The sequence below is a fragment of the Lentzea sp. NPDC006480 genome (assembly GCF_040611995.1).
Classification (GTDB): domain Bacteria; phylum Actinomycetota; class Actinomycetes; order Mycobacteriales; family Pseudonocardiaceae; genus Lentzea.
The window spans coordinates 1-17,173 of record NZ_JBEXPJ010000183.1; the positions used below are offsets into that span (position 1 = coordinate 1).

Below are 17,173 nucleotides of genomic sequence, written 5' to 3' on the forward strand. Positions count from 1 at the left end.
CGCGGCGCGTGCCGTTCCTCCCAGATGCCGTGGTCGGGCTCGTGCCAGCGCCGCGAGACGGCCTCGGCCATCGCCTGGACCATCGTCCAGTCGGCATCCGACAACGAGCCGCGGGCCGTGGCCAGCTGCACCACGAGGTCGACGACCGGGCCGAACACGTCGAGCTGCACCTGCTGGTTCGCGAGGTTGCCGACGCGCACCGGCCGCGAACCCGCGTACCCCGGCAGCGTGTCGATCACAGCCTCGGCACCGAGCTGCGTGCCGTGCAACGTGTACAGCGGGTGCAGACGCTCGGGACCGGGCAGCGTGGCGAGCACGCCGTGCAACCAGCCCAGATAGCCCTCTGCTTCGGTGAACGACCCCAGGGAGACCAGCGCGGATGCGGTCATCGCCGCATCCCTTAGCCAGCAGTAGCGGTAGTCCCAGTTGCGGACACCGCCCAGCTCCTCGGGCAGCGACGTGGTGGCCGCCGCCATGATTGAACCGGACGGCACGTGCACCAGGCCGCGCAACGTGAGTGCCGACCGCAGGACGAGGTCGTCCTGTACACCCGGCAGTTTCAGGCCGGCTGCCCAGTCGGACCAGTAGGTCGCCGCACGGAGGTGCCTGCTCGGTTCGTCCACAGTAGACTCGCACAGGTCTTCCGCACCGCACCGCAGTTCGAGCAACAGCGACGAACCCTGACCCACGGACACGGCAACCGTCGCCGTGTCGTGGATGCCATCGGAAGTGATCTCCCAATCGACGCCGGGGGAACGCAGCACCATCGGATCCGCGGTGCCGACCACGCGTAGACCGTCGCGCTCACGCAGCAGTTGCACCGGCACTTGGCCGAACTCAGGCCGCGGTGCGAACGTGATCACCGCATTGGTGGAGCCACTGATCTTCCGCACGAGATCTGTGCGGTGCGAAGCGACGTCGTGCTCCAGATAGTCCGTCACCACCAAACGCGACCAGCGGGTCTCCACGATCATCGTGCCCGGCAGGTAGCGCTGGCCCAGCGGCAGCGACCCGTGCTCCGGCTTGATCGAGAAGTGGCCCGCGGCCGGACCGCCCAGCAGATCGGCGAAGATGGCCGCCGAGTCCGGCTCAGGGTGGCACAACCAGTTGATCTTCGCATCCGGCGTCACCAACGCCACCGAACGCTCGTTCGCCAACATCGTCAGCCGCTCGATCGGCACCGCCTGGTCGCCGTGCAACCACGCCCGACGCTCTTCAAGCAGGAACGCCAGCACGGCGGCGACATCGGCAGGATCGTCGATGCGGTGCTCTGCCAGCGATTCCCCGGCACCCACGCGGATGCCGACGTCGGGACCGGACAGGCGCGCGAACGCCTTTTCATCCGTCACATCGTCACCCAGGAACATCGCCGCGGTAGCATTGACTCTGTGCCGCAACACGTCCAGAGCGCGGCCCTTGTCGGTCTCCACCACCGAGAACTCCACGACCGCGTTGCCGTACGTGACCTGCAGGTCGGACGAGGTGGAAGGACCGGTCTCCAGCACCTTCAGCAGCCGCTGCGCCACGGACTCCGAGCAGTTTCGGTAGTGCACCGCGACGGCAGCAGGCTTCAACTCGAGAAGAGCACCGGGTGTGACCCTGACCAGCGCGTCGAGCTCATCGCGCAGAGCGGCCAGAGTGTCACGGGCACGGGCGGACACCACGTTGACGAACCCGACGTCGAACTCCGACCCGTGCGACCCGACGAGGTGCACCTCACCCGGTAGTCGGGACAGCGCGGCCAGGTCGCGCAGCGCACGCCCGGAGATGACCGCGCACGTCGTCTCGTGCAGTGCGGCGAGTGAGCGCAGTGCCGCGACTGAGCGCTGGTCGGGAAACGCCTCGTCCGGCGCTCCGGCGATCGGGGCCAGCGTGCCGTCGTAGTCGCACGCGACCAGCAGGTGCGGCGACCTGGCAATGCTCGTCAGGGCTTGCCGGAGCTTGACCGGCAATGCGCGCACGGGCGCCATGCCGGCGCTCTGGATATTCGGGCTAAGAGCCGTCACTTGAATTCTTCCTCCACCTACACGCACTCACTGCGTAGGCAAGCATGAGGAAGTCCCTTCTGGTAACCCGGTTGCCCGCCGACGCACATCAACTTGCCCAAGGGCTCCAATTTCACTGCAGAAGCTGGTGACGGGGTGGCAGGGGATTTAGTGTGCCACCTGAGAGTCATCCGCTGTGAATCGCGGAAACGTCCGATCGAGACTGACGATTCTCATGACTGGTGACCTCCCGGATGTGCAGGGCATCCGGTTGGTGGACCTCGTGCCCGCCACACCCCAGGCGGCGCGCGAGGAGGTGCCTGCCGTCCGTTCCTTTCCAGGATGGCAGGCACCTACATCCGTAAGCGATGCGGTGCATCAGAGCCGCCACCTGTGCGGCCTTTCGAGTCGCCGGGTGCCTTGCCTACCTCGCCGAAGTGCATCTTGATCTGCGCGCCGCCCGGTTGCGGCGTTCCACGTGCAGCGAGCCCCCGGCGGACTCCGCCGCCTCCCAGGCGATGGCGGGTCTCATCCGGCCGAACACCTCCGCTCCACCGCCTCGCCCTGTGCGGACACACCGAGGCCGGCATCCTCGACCACCAGCATGATCCAGCTAGTCGGTGCTGGAAGACGTTCTCCAGCACCGTGTCCACGGCTGTGGAGAGGTCGCACCACAGGCTTTGATTGGCGGCGCATGCACCAGAACTCCATGCGTGTCCGCATCATCTCCGTCAGGTCGTGCTCGGTAGGCAGTGCCTGGCTGACTGGTTGCAGCGATTCGGCTGCCACGTCCACGTTGCGGTTTGGTCAGCAGCAGCCGCGCGAGGAGCGAGTGTCGGTAATAATCTCAACGCGTTCAGGTGGGTCGTCCGTGCCCGAAATGGGTGAGTGCGAGACAGGAACGGCTGAGCATATATCGGAAGAGGATGAGTGGTTCGAACGCCGGTGCACGTCAGGGCACGGCTTTCGGGCGAGCTGCTCGTGTCTGAATTTCGTGAGTTTCCTACATATAGTGCCGCCCACCACAAAGCCGACTCGGGAGTGACAGAGAGTATTGCTTGCACAGCCGCGCACGCCGAATGTCGTCTGCCCATGTGTTTGCGCTCGAACGTCCGTCTCCGCTGGGAAGATAGCCGTGATCCCCGTGAACAAATTCGAGCTCGATAATTGCCACCTGCCCGTTCCAGCCTCCGTCGTAAATCCAGGACCAGCTATCAGCCCGGGCCCCTGGGCAGTTGTCTACCTGCCCAACAACTCCCTGGTCGACGCTCCATGCGATAGTTCGAGCACACCCGGCCATTGCTGGCGGCACAGTAATCGCGGCGCTGGCTAGGGCGATGCCAGCGGCGGCAACTGCGGCAGCCATCCTCATAAATGGTCTCCTAATGTGGAATTCATCTACGGTCCTGTCAATGGAAGGTTGCGCACGGACAGGTTGCAGGCCTTTAGCGGTGTGTCCAACCCTGCGGCTACCATATCGATGCATATTGGGTGGACTGCTCGGCAACGCTGATATCTGCCCGAACATACCTGTGTACCTATGTAGATAGTGCAACGAGTTGATCTTAGCGGCGCAGATTCTAGCGCTGAATACCGGATTCTGTCTGGGGTGATTCTCGTGCAGGATGGCGGCGTGCTGCTAGGGCTTAGAAGCAGCAGGGCGGGGAGCGCCTGATAGGTCTGGATCTGGGATGATCGAATCCCAGTCAGAAAGCCGCCGTGATCACCTATCGTGCCACACTCGATGTAGCCAGCGAACTGGCCCATACCTGGGCCGTCTGGTCTTGCCGAACGTCGTGACCGCGGCACCATGGGGGAACCAGGGCGCTGATTTGCTACGGACAAGCCGTCATGGGTCTGCGCTGGTTCCGTTAGAACGGCGACAGCGCTGCGCTCGTACGCGATCACGGCATCTCGTGCGCCACCGGTTGTCGCTATCTCGACGAGATCATCACCGTGCTCGCCGAGCGCGCACCGGAGCTGCACGAAGCGCTGGAACGAGCAAAGAACGAGCCCATGGCATTCTCGACGGTGAGATCTTCTCCACCGACCGCCTCGCCGAGAAGACCGCCAGCGCGAAAGGGGAGCAGATCGACCTGGGGTACTTCGGCAAAGCCCTCGCGCCGACTAACTGTTCCGAGTGGACAGCCAACATGATGCACCATCAGGTTATGATGGGCAGCTTGTGGTGTTCGTTTGGGCGGAATCAGGTCCGCCTGGTCGCGGAGGTGTGGTTGGGGCGCGAAAATTGCAACAGTCGATTGTGGAGGGTGGGCTGTGAAGGAACTTGAAGGCCTGTTGGGTCGGCTTGAGGACGCCGCGACGAGGTCAGGACACGGGGAACTCTCACGAAACCTATTCGAGGTCAGGGTTTCCACTGCTGTAGCGATCGAGATGATGGCGGCTGTCGACCGGGGCGACTTCCTCACGGCCGAGATGCTCTCCGAGGTCCTGGATCGCCAGATGGCTGAAGCGCGTCCGGTGTGGTTCGAGAACGGACACTGATACGGACTGCAAGAATGTCGGTCCCCTCGAGGACTCGACGTGTCATTCGGCCCGTGGGCGCAGGCCAGCAAACTGGGCGCGAGTGGTATGACTGGGTGAAGTGGATGCGACTACAGGCCCGTCGGCCTGGTCAGATCAACCCATGGCGCAGCGCATAGGCGACAGCGTGAGCGCGGTTGCGCAGGTTGAGCCGGCTCAGCATGTTGTGCAGGACGTTCTTGACCGTGCGTTCGGAGTAGATGAGCCGTTCTGCGATCTCAGCGGTGTCCATCCCGTCCGCGAGCAGCCGGATAACCTCGGTCTCTCGCAGGCTCAGGCCGCTGAGAGTGAGGTCGCGGGGTGCGAGCGTGTTTTCCTGGAGGTGCTTGAGACTCTGCAGCATCGCGCCGAGCTGCTCTGCTGGGAGATCGCCCCTGCCCTTGCTGGCGTCGGTGATGGCCCGCAACAGTCGGGCCCTGTTGGTCGCCTCAGCTCGCGACACCAAGACGATCAGGCCGTGTTCGATAGCGGTCCACAGCTCTGCCTGGCGCAGACCGTCGGCGATCAGTACTAGCCGCGCGTAGCTGTTGGTGAGCAGGAGGTGCAGACCGTCGTCCGGTACCGCGACGATCACATCGGCGTCGGAGACGTCGTCGACGATGTCGAGTCCGGTGACGGGGCTGAGCATCGCGACCAAGCCCGACGCAATGAGCGGGTCGCTCGCCCGGACCAACAGGCGGACGGCCGTGCGGCGCGCCGGGGAGGTCGTCACTGAGCGACGCAACTCGCTCAGCCGGGCGGTGTGCGAAGTCATGCTCGTAGGGAACCTCGAAGTGGGCTAGCCACCAAGGATTTGGGGGCGGCAGCTTTGGTGAAGCGGAAAGCTGCCGGTCGAATCGTTAACTTCGTTAACGACTTTCCTGGGAAAGTTCACCCATTAGGGAGTGCTGCTCCGTCAATCGTGAGGAGAGTGCGGCAGCGACGGATTTTCGCTGTTCGGAGGGTTGTGGGTGGTGCCGTGTCACGTAGGGGTGTTGATCTTTGGACGGGCGATCGGTGTTTGTCGTGTGCTCGGTCGCCAGGGCGGCGGAGGTCCATTAGGTGGGGTTAGTAGTTACTTAATTCGCGCTTAACTGTCCCTTTGTTAGTTTAGCGGTCCTCGATTGAGACTGGATGAGTTCCGCGGGAATCATGATGTTGGGCGGCTCCCAGGCGTGGAAGGTCAACTGTGCCCGATCGCCCCCGGTTGCAGGGCCGGACGGGTAACTGTTGACAGTGGGTCGAAGGGGCGCCGGATGACACGAACGGGTGATGGGATCTAAGTCTGCCCAGCTCAGACCGTCGTCGCTGTGCTGCGCGGACGGCAAGCGGAGAATATGGGCGTGTTTCATCAGTGGATTTCGCCCGGTTGAATACCCGCTGTGACCGACCTGCCCGACTCCACCCTCAACTCGTCGTTCGGCCAATCGCTGTTGCGGTACCGGATGGCTGCCGGCATGTCGCAGGCGGACTTGGCCCGGTTGTCGGGACTGAGCGTGCGCGCATTGCGCGAGCTTGAGCGCGGCCGTGCCGCCGCCGCGCAGGAGCGTTCGGCCGACCTACTGGCCTTGGCGCTGGGGCTCTTCGGCGACGAGTACGAGTCGTTCGTGTTGCTCGCTAAGGAGGGGCGGCGTCGATCGATGCGTTCCGGCAATCGGACGATGTTGTACGCGTTGCCTGCTGTGCCGGCGCTCGTCGGGCGTGAACGCGAGCTCGCTCGGATAGCCAGGGAGGCCGAAGCCGGTGGCGTTCTCGTCGTGTCTGGGCCGCCGGGGGTGGGGAAGACGTCGCTCGCTGTGGCGGCTGCGGACAGGCTTGCAGCAGGGTTTCCGGATGGTTGTCTCGCGCTCGATCTGCGTGGTGTGGACGATCGACCGGTGAAGCCCGCCGCCGCGCTGGAGAGCCTTTTGATCGCGCTCGGCGTGCCACAGACTCGCATTCCACCGGCGGAGGGTGAGCGTGGCTCGTTGTACCGGACGTTGTTGCGCGACCGGAGAGTGCTGGTCGTGCTCGACAATGCTGCGGACGAGGCCCAGGTTCGGCCGCTGCTGGGCATTGGCGGGGGCGGTCTGACGATAGTCACGTGTCGGCGGGCACTCGCGGGCCTGGAAGCGGCGCGGTGGCTCAAACTGGACGTGTTGCCCCTGCCGAGCGCGCTCGATTTGCTCACCTCGATCGTGGGTGAGGAATTCGTGCGGAAGGAACCGGTGGCGGCCGCCGAGGTAGTCGCGTTGTGTGGTGGCCTACCTCTCGCGGTGAGGATCGTCGGCAACCGATTGGCGGCGCGGCAGGGCTGGTCGCTGGCGCGTCTCGTGCGGCAGTTGAAGGACGAGCGGACGAGGCTCGACTCGCTGTCGGCGGGCGACCTGCAGCTGCGTCCCGCGTTCGAGGTGTCGTTGCGGCGCTTGTCGTCGATGACGCAAGTCGTGTTCCGCCGCCTCGCACTCATCCCTGGTGAGCATTTCGACCACGATTTGGCAACGGTGGCCGCCGGAGTTCCAGCGGACCGGATCGACCAGCACCTGGATGAGCTGGTGGAAGCGTCCTTGCTGGCCGTTACGTTGGCACCGAGGCGGTTGCAATTCAACGACCTGCTCCACCTGTTCGCTCGTGAGTGCCTTGCCACGGACGAACCCGAACAGTTGCACAACCAACTACGTGACGACGTTTATGCCTACGTGTTGCGAATGTCGTGTGCGGCGGGCCAGTTCTTCTATCCTGGCGTGTCCGAGGTGTCGCAGGACAGCCAGTTCGAGTCACTGGCCGAGGCGCAGCAATGGCTCGACAACGAGGCGACGAACTGGCTGGCCGTGCTGCGCGAGCTCGCCGTACTCGGCAGGTACCAGGCGGCACTCGATCTCGCCTGGGCGCTGTACCACTACGTGCGAGGACGCGGGCCGGAGTTCCGCCGAGACGAGGTTTTCGAGATCGGAGCACGAGCAGCACGGGAGCTGGGCGACCATGTGGCCGAGGTCGAGATGCTGACCCAGGTCGCCCGGGCGTAGTACCAGTGGCACGACGGCTGTCACGCACCGCTCGCTTCGGCCCGCGAGTGTGGTCTCCCGGCAGATCGGGTCATGACCCTGGGAACATGGTGGCGCACACGTGCGCTGGAACCGTGCTGCTCAGCCTCGGCCAGCTGAGGTGGGCATGACGCACAACCTGCAGGCGTACGAGATGTCGATGGACTACGACTACTTCGACGTCAGGCTGTGGATGGGAACTGCGCTAGCGCTGCTTGCAGAGGCTGAAGCCCGCCGTACCGAGGCGAACCAGGACGAAGTCGTGAAGGTCATGCTCATGCTGCACACGAATATCGCAGACAGCCTGGTACCGGTGGAGCGATGGCGCGAGGCCGCGGACCACTACCACCAGGCCGCGTCGATGGTCGTCGGAAAGCGTGCCGGCTGTCGCGCCGAAGGTGAGTCGGTGTTGTCCGAGAGCACGCCTGGCGCAAAGTCAGCGAGTATCGGCACACAAGAACCGGGCTCTCGTTGACCCTCGAGCTGCTCGCGGACCCTTGCATCAAGAGGACAGGGCAACGGTAGAGGCGGAGCTGGCACCGCCCAACTGAGCTTCCGGCGTACAGCTGACCGCGTGACGACTCCGGGTTCGCTCCTAATGAGACGACCGATCCAGCTTCGGTCGACCGTTGGAGCATGAATTCGTGGCCGTTCGGGCCAGTTCGCAATGCGCTATTCGTTTCCCGGCAACTGGACAGTAGCTTGGGTCTGTCAGCCTCGGTGCGCTGCGGGGAGGGGCCGATGACAACGCTGTCTTCAGAGGACTGCCGGTGTGTGGCAGCCGGACGCTCGCTGAAGCCCGCCGCTCGTGCGACGGGATCTGTTCCGGCCTGGCCACCACGGCCAGCGATGACCAGGTGGTCACCTCGGAACAGTGCGGCACGATGATCACCCCGCTTGGCGGCGCCAAGTCGAAAGTGACCGCGTTCGGCGCGGAGCACCGTCTGATGACCAGCGGTCCGTCGGGCGGTGTCACGAGCCGCCAGAGCGATTGCGAACGCCGCATGGACGTGTACTTCCAGGTGGGTGGTTCACCCACCTTCACACTAGGCAACAACGAAGTCCAGCTCGGTGACTCCGCTTCGGCGGCTTTCTCCGGAGCGGGCGTGCGGGTGCGGACGGCAAGGCTCAAAGCGATACGTGACCCGTTCGCACTTCGCGTGGGACTTGACGAAGACGACGAACCTCGAGTGGCCTATGGGTTCGGCACAGGGGCGGTTCGAGTGCGAACCGGTGAGCGCGAGGCGACGGCGCAGGTGGATGCAGACGCCGCGCGCGTCGGATTCGCCGACGACCTCGAACTCGAGGTGAACCGGTTGGACAAGGCGCAAGTGCGGCAATGCGGCACCGTGTTCAGACTGGATCCAGACAGCGGCCAGACGCGGATCAGCTGTGCGGAGGGCGCCGCCGAGATCACCGCTTCTGGAGCGTTGGACGTGCGCTGTGCTCGCACAGGCTGGCGGGTAACAGTCTCCAATGCGGCCGTCATGATCGAGTCCGTTGACGACGAGCCAGCGGGCGTCAGCTGGGACCGCCGCACCGGCGAGCTCGATCTGCTCGGCTGTACGCACCGCTGGATGTCCATTGCGGTTGGTCAGCCGGGGCCGGACTCGTGTGACAACTGCCGGTCGGCGTTCGACGCGTTCCTGCGGGGCGCGGAGCTCGAGCTCGTGGGGCTGAGCGTGAGCCGGTCGAACGGCGTGCTGGTGGCCTCCGCCGGCGACCAACTTGTCATTTCGGGCCAATCTACGGTGCGAGTGCGGTGGGGCGACAAGGACTTCGCAGTGGAAGCAGGGCGCGTGCGGGCCAGCGACATCAAGGAGGACTGGTATGTGGCCGCGGATGGTCGCATCGTCACGGCCGTGAACTCGGTGTGCGCGGCGCGAGCGATCGACGGCACTCTGGAGGTGCTCGTCACGCCGCAGAACGGCGCCGGGTCGACGTTGGTCTGGGCACACGGGGTGTGCTTCGACGACGGGCGCGGGCTGCGCACCGTGCTCGACTGCTTCGGTGGTGTCGTCTGCACTTCGGTGTCGCGTGCGGACCACAGCGTGACAGCATCACTGAATGGTGTCGTGCATGTCGCCGCGGCAACGGCGACCGTGGATCTGGGCCACGCCGGGGAGGTCCGCCTGTACGAGTCCGAACTGGCGTCTGGCTCGGCGCAAATGACGGTGCTTTCACCTCAGCCTGAACAAACCTGGCAGGCGACGATCACTTGTGGGGAGCGGTTCGAGGCTGAGATCAGTTGCTCTCCGGCCAACGGTTTCGCCTGGACGACGACCGACCTCAGCAGTCGGGACGGTCCCTCGGTGTGGGAGTTCGTCATGCCAGGCCTTGACGGTAATGACGGAGTCTCGGAGACGGTGCACGAGGTGCGTGTTGTGTGGTCCGGTGAAGTGTGAACGCCTAGGCGCGTCAGGTTAAGTACCGTTCGCGAGCTTTCACGGTTGAGGTTAACGAGTCCTGTGTGGACGAACTGCGATGTTCGCTGTGCACATCGCGTTTGGCCTACTGGGTCCTGTCCATCCGCGATTGTGGCCACTGCCATCCGCTCGTCGTGATCGCTGAGACTGCTGGCGCCCTGCGGCGACTCAGGCAGGGAACTGTAGTGATCCGGGGGTCTACCAGGCTCACGGTTGAAGCAAGTCAGTTGTCACACCTAACATTGTGCAACGCGATCTTGCATGCGGCCGCGGCGCGGATTCCGCTCGTCGAGCTCACTCCTGGCGAGAGGTCCGGCAAGCTCAAACCGGTTCTCGCGCTGAAGCAGTCTCACCTCAGGTGGTAGTACCAGCGGGCGAGGTAGCTCCCGGCAACGACGGGATGGTGCTGGTGGATCCGAGGTAGGCGGGGACAGGTCCGGAGGGTGCCTCGTGAGCCTTCGCCTTGCTCCAGGGCCACGGGAGACAACATTGAGGTCTTCTTAAGATTTCATGGAGCGGCCGTGTTGACACTGAGACGGCGGAGTCAAGGTGGGAAACCGGCAGGTGATCCACGCATCCGCGAACAGGCTGAATCCGCACTACGGGCCATGCCGCGTCAGTGTTCGCCAGGCGGGGTTCGGGCCACCGCACGACCGCGGCGGTCGCGGTCCCGAGAAGAGGTCGTCATGAGAGGTTGTTCGCCAGCCATCCACGGTCACACGCGGTTCGACCTGCTTGATGCCCACGGCAACGTACGCGAGATCGGCGTCGAGCTCGAGTACACATGCGAGGACCCTTACACGGTCACGATGCGATTCGACGGCGGGGCTCGCCGCAAGGTGGAGTGGGTGCTGGACCGAGAGATGCTAATCGATGGTCTGGCCGCTCCGGTGGGACAGGGCGATATCCGGTTGCGGCCGGAGACGACCGGCGCTCTGATCATCGAACTGATTTCGGATACCGGCGCTGCGCGGCTCCGTACCGCGCCCGATGACATCGCTGAGTTCCTTCGGGCGAGCACGATCGCGGTGCCGCTCGGCCACGAGCACGAGCACATCGACATCGACAGCGCGATCGACGACCTGCTCGCTCGCTGGTCCGACGGCTGCTGATCGCCGCCACGGCCACGTTCGTTCCGTTGGAGGGTGGGCGCCATCCATCGTGCGCCCCTCCCACTGCCGATTCCGCCTGTCCGGGCGCCACGGAGATTCCGCATGCCCGCCGTAAGACGCTTCGCTTCGACCCGCAGGTCGACGTCGTCCTGATGGCACGTTCCTGGAATGGACCGACTTCGCGTCGCGCACTACGCCACCGTTCCCAACCCTTTCGCTCGTCTGGCCGGCCAGTTGAGGCTGCGGCCTGAGCTGGAGCTCCCTCTGGGGAACTGGCTGAGCGCCGCTCAGGTTGTTCGTCGCAGCGGCCGATGTCGCCACCGTTGACGTGATGGGTGTGCTCCGTCAGTTCGAAGCCGATCGCGGCCGTCGAGTGCGGCTTGGCGGCGGTGTTACCGAGGCGCTCGGGTCATCTACGAGCGGCTGGTCAACGTCCTGAGGTGGTCGGGGCGCGAGCGTGACATGCCCGATGGTGCTGAGCGGCAGCGGAGCGACAGGTTGCTCCCTCCGGCGCCGATGCTTTCCTACTTTCAGTTGCGCAATCGTGCATGTGCTGTCGCCTACGCGCTGTAACTCGGCGTCATCTGAGCGGTCATCGTGCGATCACCTTGAGACAGCTCCACGACGTGGCTGATCACCAGGACGTGGCTGATCACCAGGATGCCCCGGTAGTTCTGCGCGCAGCTGTGAGAACTGCATACCACGGGAACGGCCAGCTCGACGCGGGCGGCACCACCCAAGTGCCTCCATTCTCCGGAGGTAGCGCCAGCACGGAACCGACTGGTTTGAACGCGACCTGGAGGAGCAGCAGATCCTTGAGCGTGCTTACTCGTATCGGCCCCGACGGACCGGTGAGAAAGACCCACCGAGGGGGTTGGCCCGGGGAGACGAACAGGGTCCCACGATGCCCGCCGAGGATCAGGTGGTGATGTACTTCCGCGCCAAGTCCCGCTCGCATCGATATCGCGTTGACATCCCGGCCGACGATGATTTCGCTGGCCGTCGTCCAGGGCTCGGTGGCCTCGTGTGCAAGTCCCATGATCGGTAACCTCGGCGCGTGGAGAAAGACCGGAGATTCAGTGAACCAGACGTCGCAGCTGCGGCCGCGGTATGTCGAGGTCGGTGCCCTTGTTCGCGTTGAAGGTGCACGTTTCACCCGGTGCCGCACGACCAGCCAGGCGCCGTTGAGACTTCATGGATCGGCATGGCTCACTCTGGTGCGACACGAAGCACTACGAGGGCGGACTGCCATGATGGAGCGAAATGATCTGAGCTGCCGAGAACTCGCCACGCTGCGGGCGGTCGAGGCCGGTCGGGCGGAGCTGTTGGTCAGCTGCGTACCCAACCTCCGCATCGACGGCGGTTGGTGTGATCATGTGGCGGTGTTGCACCTCATCGCCGAGGATCTAATCGTTCCGGCGAGGCAGGTTGCCGTCGGCTGGCTCGTACGGGCTTGCATCACGGAAAAGGGGCGGAATGTGTTACACCCCGTTTCTGATGCGGCCTGACCGATGCACGGGTAGGGGGCAGCAGGAACTCAGGTTTGACCGTGTCGCTGGAACCTCCTGGTCGACTTCATCGTCGGCTGTTCCGGAAAGCAGTCAAGGGGTTTCAGCGGATTTCATTGGCTGACTATCCAGTAGCATTATGAATTTCTATCATGCGGACCACCGCTACCGCCGCGGCTTCGTTCGCATTTGCTGCTTCGGTGGTCATTGCTACATCTGTGTCCGCTACTTGCGCAAGGCTCAGGGTTTGCTTGTGGGCACCTGCGCTCGTCGGTTTCGTCCCCGTGGCGCGTGGGGCAACTAACCGCTCAGGTTGTGCCGAGCGGAGGCCGGAGCTTCGCGGGGTTTGGTGCCAGCTCCAGGGCCGAGCCGATCAACGTCTACGGGTACCAGGTCCGCAACCGTCACGGATCACCCTCGTTGGTCTGGCCCGATCATCGGGGGTGCCGTCATCGGGTTCGGCACCCCCGCGAATCGGACCGTGATCTCCTGGACCAGGAGATCACGGTGCCGTCGCCGGGGGTCGACTATGGCGGAGAGATCAGCGTGCTGTCGTCGCATGCCGACGGCGTGATCTAAGTTACCGTGTACGAATAGATGCCGTACGCAGGGACGGCGGGCTGGAATACGCAGGCTGGCCGGCGGATGTCGGCATGGCCGATCGGCGATGACGGTGTCGTGGTGATCTCGCGTAGGCACTGGGCTGATGGGGAACCGCGCCATGCCTCGGTTGGTCGGCGCTCACCCTGCCTGACCGGGGCGTTCATGTCACGCTCCGCTGCGAGGAAGACGTTCGTGGTGCCGCCTGGTCACAGACACTCCGGCTGCAGGTGCGCCCACGCAAAGTCACGACGAGCTCGCCGCGGCAGACTCGCGACAGATCCAGAACACCCTCGATCGGTGTTGGCTCCAATCAACACAGAGTATCGACCATGCCCGCCCGTCGCACTGAGCGTTTCGCCGACGCACAGCGGGACGTGTTGAGGCAGGTTTTTCTGCCCGTTCGATCCTGCTGCCGCGATCGGCTGGACCGCCGCCAACAGAATATGTAACCGGAGTCGCCTGGGGCCAGCGCGGAGGAGGTCCGATGAGTGCCAGACGTCGGGGGCGAGGGCGATGGGCTGTCGTTGTGGTGGCCCTGCTCGCTGCTGGGTGTGCAACCGGTGGTGGCCGCGGGGAGATCACAATTACTGTCGCCACCTTCGGCGACTTCGGCTACCAGCAGTTGTTCCGTGAGTACGAGGCGCAACATCCAGGGGTTCGGCTGCAGCCGCGGATTTCCGAGTTCGATCCCCACCACAAGTCGCTGGTGACCCAGCTCGCGGCAGGGAAGGGCGCTGCCGACGTCGTCGCCGTCGAGGAAGGCTACATGCCTCAACTGCGCCAGTCCTTCGACAAGTTCGTCAATCTGGCCGATCTCGGCGCTCGCGACCTGCAGAGCCGTTACGTGAGCTGGAAGTGGGAGCAGGGCCTTGCAGATTCCGGCAAGGTTGTGATGGGCCTGGGCACCGACATGGGCAGCCTGGCCATGTGCTACCGGAAGGACTACTTCCAGGCGGCCGGGCTGCCCACAGACCGGACACAGGTCGCGAAGCTCTGGCCCACCTGGGAACAGTATGAGCGAACTGCTGACAGGTTCGCCCAGGCCAAACCTGACGTGAAGTTCGCCGACTCCTCGGCCAGCATCTACACCGCCATGCTCAATCAATCGGAAGAAGGATACTTCGCGCGCGCAGACGATTCATTCATCGGTGATCGCAACAGCAACCTCAAGCGCGCCTTCGACACAGCCGCGCGTCTCGGCACGAAAGGTCAGACGGCGAGGGTGAGCCCGTTCACCCAACCGTGGACCGTCGCGATCCAGCAGGGCTCCTTCGCCACCATGCCGTGCCCGGCCTGGATGCTGACGCTGGTCAAAAACGCCGGCGGTGATCAGAACCGCGGCAAGTGGGACGTGACAACAGTGCCGGAAGGTGGCGGGAACCAAGGTGGTTCCTTCCTCACCGTGCCGCGGCAGGGGCAACACACCAGGGAGGCGTATGACGTCGCAGCGTTCCTCACGGCTCCCGAGCAGGAGAAGCGGATCTTCCTGGACACCGGTAGCCTGCCCAGCGAGCCGTCGATTTACCAGGATCCGGGCGTAGTGGGCAAAACCGACGACTACTTCAGTGGCGCACCGGTGGGCAAGCTCTTCGCCAGCGCGGCCGACGGTCTGCACCCGAGCTACCGAGGACTTCGCGACTCCGTCGTACGGCCCATCTTCGGTGCCGCGCTCGGGCGTGCCGAGTCGGGTGCGCAGCCTCCGCAGGAGGCTTTCATGCAGGCCGTGACCGAAGCAAAGACGGCGCTGAAGTGAGGTGTGTTCGGTGGCGTTCGACCTGAGCCGTCGCACCCGCGCCCGAAGGAAACTGCCGGATTCGCCCGACAACGTTCGCACCCCGACGTGGCGTGGGCATCGATGGTCGCTTGTGGACCTTCGGTTGACGCCGTACCTGATGATTTCTCCGTTTTTCCTGCTGTTCTTCGTGTTTGGACTCTTCCCACTCGCCTTCACGGGCTGGATCTCGCTGCACGACTGGCAGATGCTGCAAGGTGAGCAGCGATTCGTCGGGCTGGGCAACTACGCAGACCTGTTACGTGACAAGCATTTTCGCAACGCCGTGGCCAACACGACTGCGATGCTCATGTTGGCCACTGTGCCTACGTTGCTCGCAGCATTGGGGCTGGCGGCGTTGCTCGACCGCGGGTTGCGCGGCCGGATGTTCTGGCGCACCAGTGTGCTCGTGCCGAACATCGTGTCCGTGGTCGCGGTGGGCCTGGTTTTCTCGCAGTTGTTCGGTCGCGACTACGGCGTCGTCAACGCCGTGCTCGATTGGGTCGGCATAGGCCGTGTCGATTGGGCAACGCACCGGCTGACGGGCTATCTTGTGGTCGCCGTCATGATCATGTGGCGTTGGACGGGGTACAACGCGCTGGTGTATCTGGCAGCGATGCAGTCGGTGCCGCGGGACCAGGTCGAGGCGGCGGTGATCGACGGTGCCTCGACCTGGCGCGTCTTCTGGTCGATCATCGTGCCATCCATCCGGCCCACGATCATCTTCACCGTGATCGCCTCCACAATCGCTGGCCTGCAGTTGTTCGCCGAACCTCGGCTGTTCGGCGGCGGTACCCTGGGCGGGGACGATCGGCAGCTCCAGACGATCACGATGTATCTGTACGAAAAGGGATTCGAGCTGTTCGACGCCGGCTACGCGGCTGCTGTCTCGTGGATGGTGTTCCTGCTGACCCTTCTGTGCGCCGCGATGAACTTCAGCTTCGTGCGTCGGTTGGCATCGTCCGAGTGAGGAGCGAATTCGATGGGGCTCCCACATGCGACGATCAGTCGGCCGACGCGCGCGGGGTCGCGTTGGTGGGTGTACTTCGCGTTGGTCGCTGTGGTTCTCGTTTCGCTGTATCCGCTGTACTGGTCGATCGTGGTCTCTACAGCGGATTCGACAGCGGTGGCGCGCGGTACGCCAATGCTGATCCCGGGCGAGAACCTCTGGGACAACGTCGTCAGTGTGTTCGAGAAGGTCGAGTTCGGGGCCGCACTGCGGAACTCGTTCGTCGTCGGGGCAGTTGTTGCATTCGCCAACGTCGTGCTGTCCAGCCTTGCCGGCTTCGCGTTCGCACGGTTGCGGTTCCGCGGCCGCGGACCGCTGTTCCTCGTCGTGCTGTCGACGACGATGGTGCCTGCCCAACTCGGTGTTGTGCCGCTGTTCATGCTCGTTGTCGCTCTTGGGTGGTACGGGGATCTGAGGTCCGTCATCGTGCCAGGGTTGATGAACGCTTTCAGTGTCTTCTGGATGCGTCAGGCATGTGAGGAGTCAGTGCCACAAGAGCTTGTGGACGCGGCACGCGTCGACGGGTGCTCGTTGTGGCGCGTCTACTGGCATGTGGCGTTGCCCGGATTGCGCCCGCAGCTCGGCGTGCTTGCGATGCTGTCGTTCATGGTGTCCTGGAACGACTTCTTCTGGCCACTGATCGTGCTCGACCCGCAGAACAGCCCGACCGTACAGGTGGTGGTCTCGCAGCTGGCAGGGGGCTATTTCACCGACTACAGCCTGATGATCACTGGAGCCACTCTCGGCGTGCTGCCGATGATCGCGTTGTTCGCTGTTCTTGCGCGGCGGTTGGTCAACGGGATCATGAGCGGGGCACCGCGAGGACGATGAGACGGCGGTCAGACCGCCCCATCCTCGTCGCTGTCGTCGTATGTGCCTGTGATAACACCGTTGTCTGTGATGACGTAGCCGCGCGTCGTGAGCTCCCGCGCACTGTGCACCGGTTCTTCGAATGGGTAGGGCTCGACGTCCATCGGACGGCTCCTTCGTGTGCGAGGTTCCAGTCGGCTGGATGGTCACAGGAGATCGGAGGCGTCGGCGCGGGTATCGCTGAACGATTCCTGCGCCAGAATGACGGCGGGACAGTGCCTGCTTCGGGACGAACGTTCGTCAGCGCAACAGGTTCTGGTCCTACCAGGGCCATTGGGTAGTCCGCGTTGGGCGCTCGCGCCATGCATGAGGCGGCGCGCGGGGTCGCACCCGGCCGCCCTCC

10 protein-coding genes and 1 pseudogene are annotated in these 17,173 nt (G+C 64.3%); 8 read left to right on the forward strand and 3 right to left on the reverse strand.

Annotated elements, in window-relative coordinates; all coding sequences use genetic code 11:
- A partial coding sequence (gene otsB / locus ABZX92_RS39665) for a trehalose-phosphatase (protein ID WP_355570627.1) occupies window positions 1-1,970 on the reverse strand: 1,970 nt, incomplete at its 3' end.
- A gap of 1,851 nt (window positions 1,971-3,821) precedes the next feature.
- On the opposite strand from otsB, the pseudogene ABZX92_RS39670 reads away from it, so the two are divergent.
- Window positions 3,822-3,974: pseudogene (locus tag ABZX92_RS39670) on the forward strand (IS5/IS1182 family transposase); the annotation flags it as partial.
- Between the two features lie 646 nt (window positions 3,975-4,620).
- Here the strand turns inward: ABZX92_RS39670 and ABZX92_RS39675 are convergent.
- Complete coding sequence (locus tag ABZX92_RS39675) at window positions 4,621-5,202, reverse strand: response regulator transcription factor (RefSeq protein ID WP_355570628.1); 582 nt, start codon at window positions 5,200-5,202, stop codon at window positions 4,621-4,623.
- Window positions 5,203-5,890: 688 nt separating this feature from the next.
- On the opposite strand from ABZX92_RS39675, the gene ABZX92_RS39680 reads away from it, so the two are divergent.
- The 7 genes from ABZX92_RS39680 to ABZX92_RS39710 all read left to right on the forward strand — a co-directional run bounded on the left by ABZX92_RS39680 (window position 5,891) and on the right by ABZX92_RS39710 (window position 16,791).
- Window positions 5,891-7,513, forward strand: a complete 1,623-nt coding sequence (locus ABZX92_RS39680) for an NB-ARC domain-containing protein (RefSeq protein WP_355570629.1) — start codon at window positions 5,891-5,893, stop codon at window positions 7,511-7,513.
- 145 nt (window positions 7,514-7,658) lie between these two features.
- The gene (locus tag ABZX92_RS39685) at window positions 7,659-8,006 is read left to right on the forward strand and encodes a hypothetical protein (protein WP_355570630.1); all 348 of its coding nucleotides are present in this window, start codon (window positions 7,659-7,661) and stop codon (window positions 8,004-8,006) included.
- Window positions 8,007-8,301: 295 nt separating this feature from the next.
- Complete coding sequence (locus tag ABZX92_RS39690; protein ID WP_355570631.1) at window positions 8,302-9,936, forward strand: hypothetical protein; 1,635 nt, start codon at window positions 8,302-8,304, stop codon at window positions 9,934-9,936.
- A 707-nt stretch (window positions 9,937-10,643) separates the two neighbouring features.
- Window positions 10,644-11,069: an SsgA family sporulation/cell division regulator gene (locus ABZX92_RS39695; RefSeq protein WP_355570632.1), complete on the forward strand. Its 426-nt coding sequence runs from the start codon at window positions 10,644-10,646 to the stop codon at window positions 11,067-11,069.
- Window positions 11,070-13,664: 2,595 nt separating this feature from the next.
- The gene (locus ABZX92_RS39700) at window positions 13,665-14,933 is read left to right on the forward strand and encodes an extracellular solute-binding protein (RefSeq protein WP_355570633.1); all 1,269 of its coding nucleotides are present in this window, start codon (window positions 13,665-13,667) and stop codon (window positions 14,931-14,933) included.
- A 139-nt stretch (window positions 14,934-15,072) separates the two neighbouring features.
- On the forward strand, window positions 15,073-15,921 hold the full coding sequence (locus ABZX92_RS39705; RefSeq protein ID WP_355570636.1) for a sugar ABC transporter permease: 849 nt from the start codon (window positions 15,073-15,075) through the stop codon (window positions 15,919-15,921).
- 12 nt (window positions 15,922-15,933) lie between these two features.
- Complete coding sequence (locus tag ABZX92_RS39710; RefSeq protein ID WP_355570634.1) at window positions 15,934-16,791, forward strand: carbohydrate ABC transporter permease; 858 nt, start codon at window positions 15,934-15,936, stop codon at window positions 16,789-16,791.
- An 8-nt stretch (window positions 16,792-16,799) separates the two neighbouring features.
- Here the strand turns inward: ABZX92_RS39710 and ABZX92_RS39715 are convergent, their stop codons facing one another.
- Window positions 16,800-16,934: a hypothetical protein gene (locus ABZX92_RS39715; protein WP_355570635.1), complete on the reverse strand. Its 135-nt coding sequence runs from the start codon at window positions 16,932-16,934 to the stop codon at window positions 16,800-16,802.
- Window positions 16,935-17,173: the final 239 nt, after the last annotated feature.

What these genes read in the sequence shown, in the direction of transcription:
- ABZX92_RS39700 (WP_355570633.1), top strand. Translation starts at nt 13,665, where the DNA reads ATGAGTGCCAGACGTCGGGGGCGAGGGCGATGGGCTGTCGTTGTGGTG.
- ABZX92_RS39705 (WP_355570636.1), top strand. Translation starts at nt 15,073, where the DNA reads ATGATTTCTCCGTTTTTCCTGCTGTTCTTCGTGTTTGGACTCTTCCCA.
- ABZX92_RS39710 (WP_355570634.1), top strand. Translation starts at nt 15,934, where the DNA reads ATGGGGCTCCCACATGCGACGATCAGTCGGCCGACGCGCGCGGGGTCG.
- ABZX92_RS39685 (WP_355570630.1), top strand. Translation starts at nt 7,659, where the DNA reads ATGACGCACAACCTGCAGGCGTACGAGATGTCGATGGACTACGACTAC.
- ABZX92_RS39695 (WP_355570632.1), top strand. Translation starts at nt 10,644, where the DNA reads ATGAGAGGTTGTTCGCCAGCCATCCACGGTCACACGCGGTTCGACCTG.
- ABZX92_RS39715 (WP_355570635.1), bottom strand. Translation starts at nt 16,934, where the DNA reads ATGGACGTCGAGCCCTACCCATTCGAAGAACCGGTGCACAGTGCGCGG.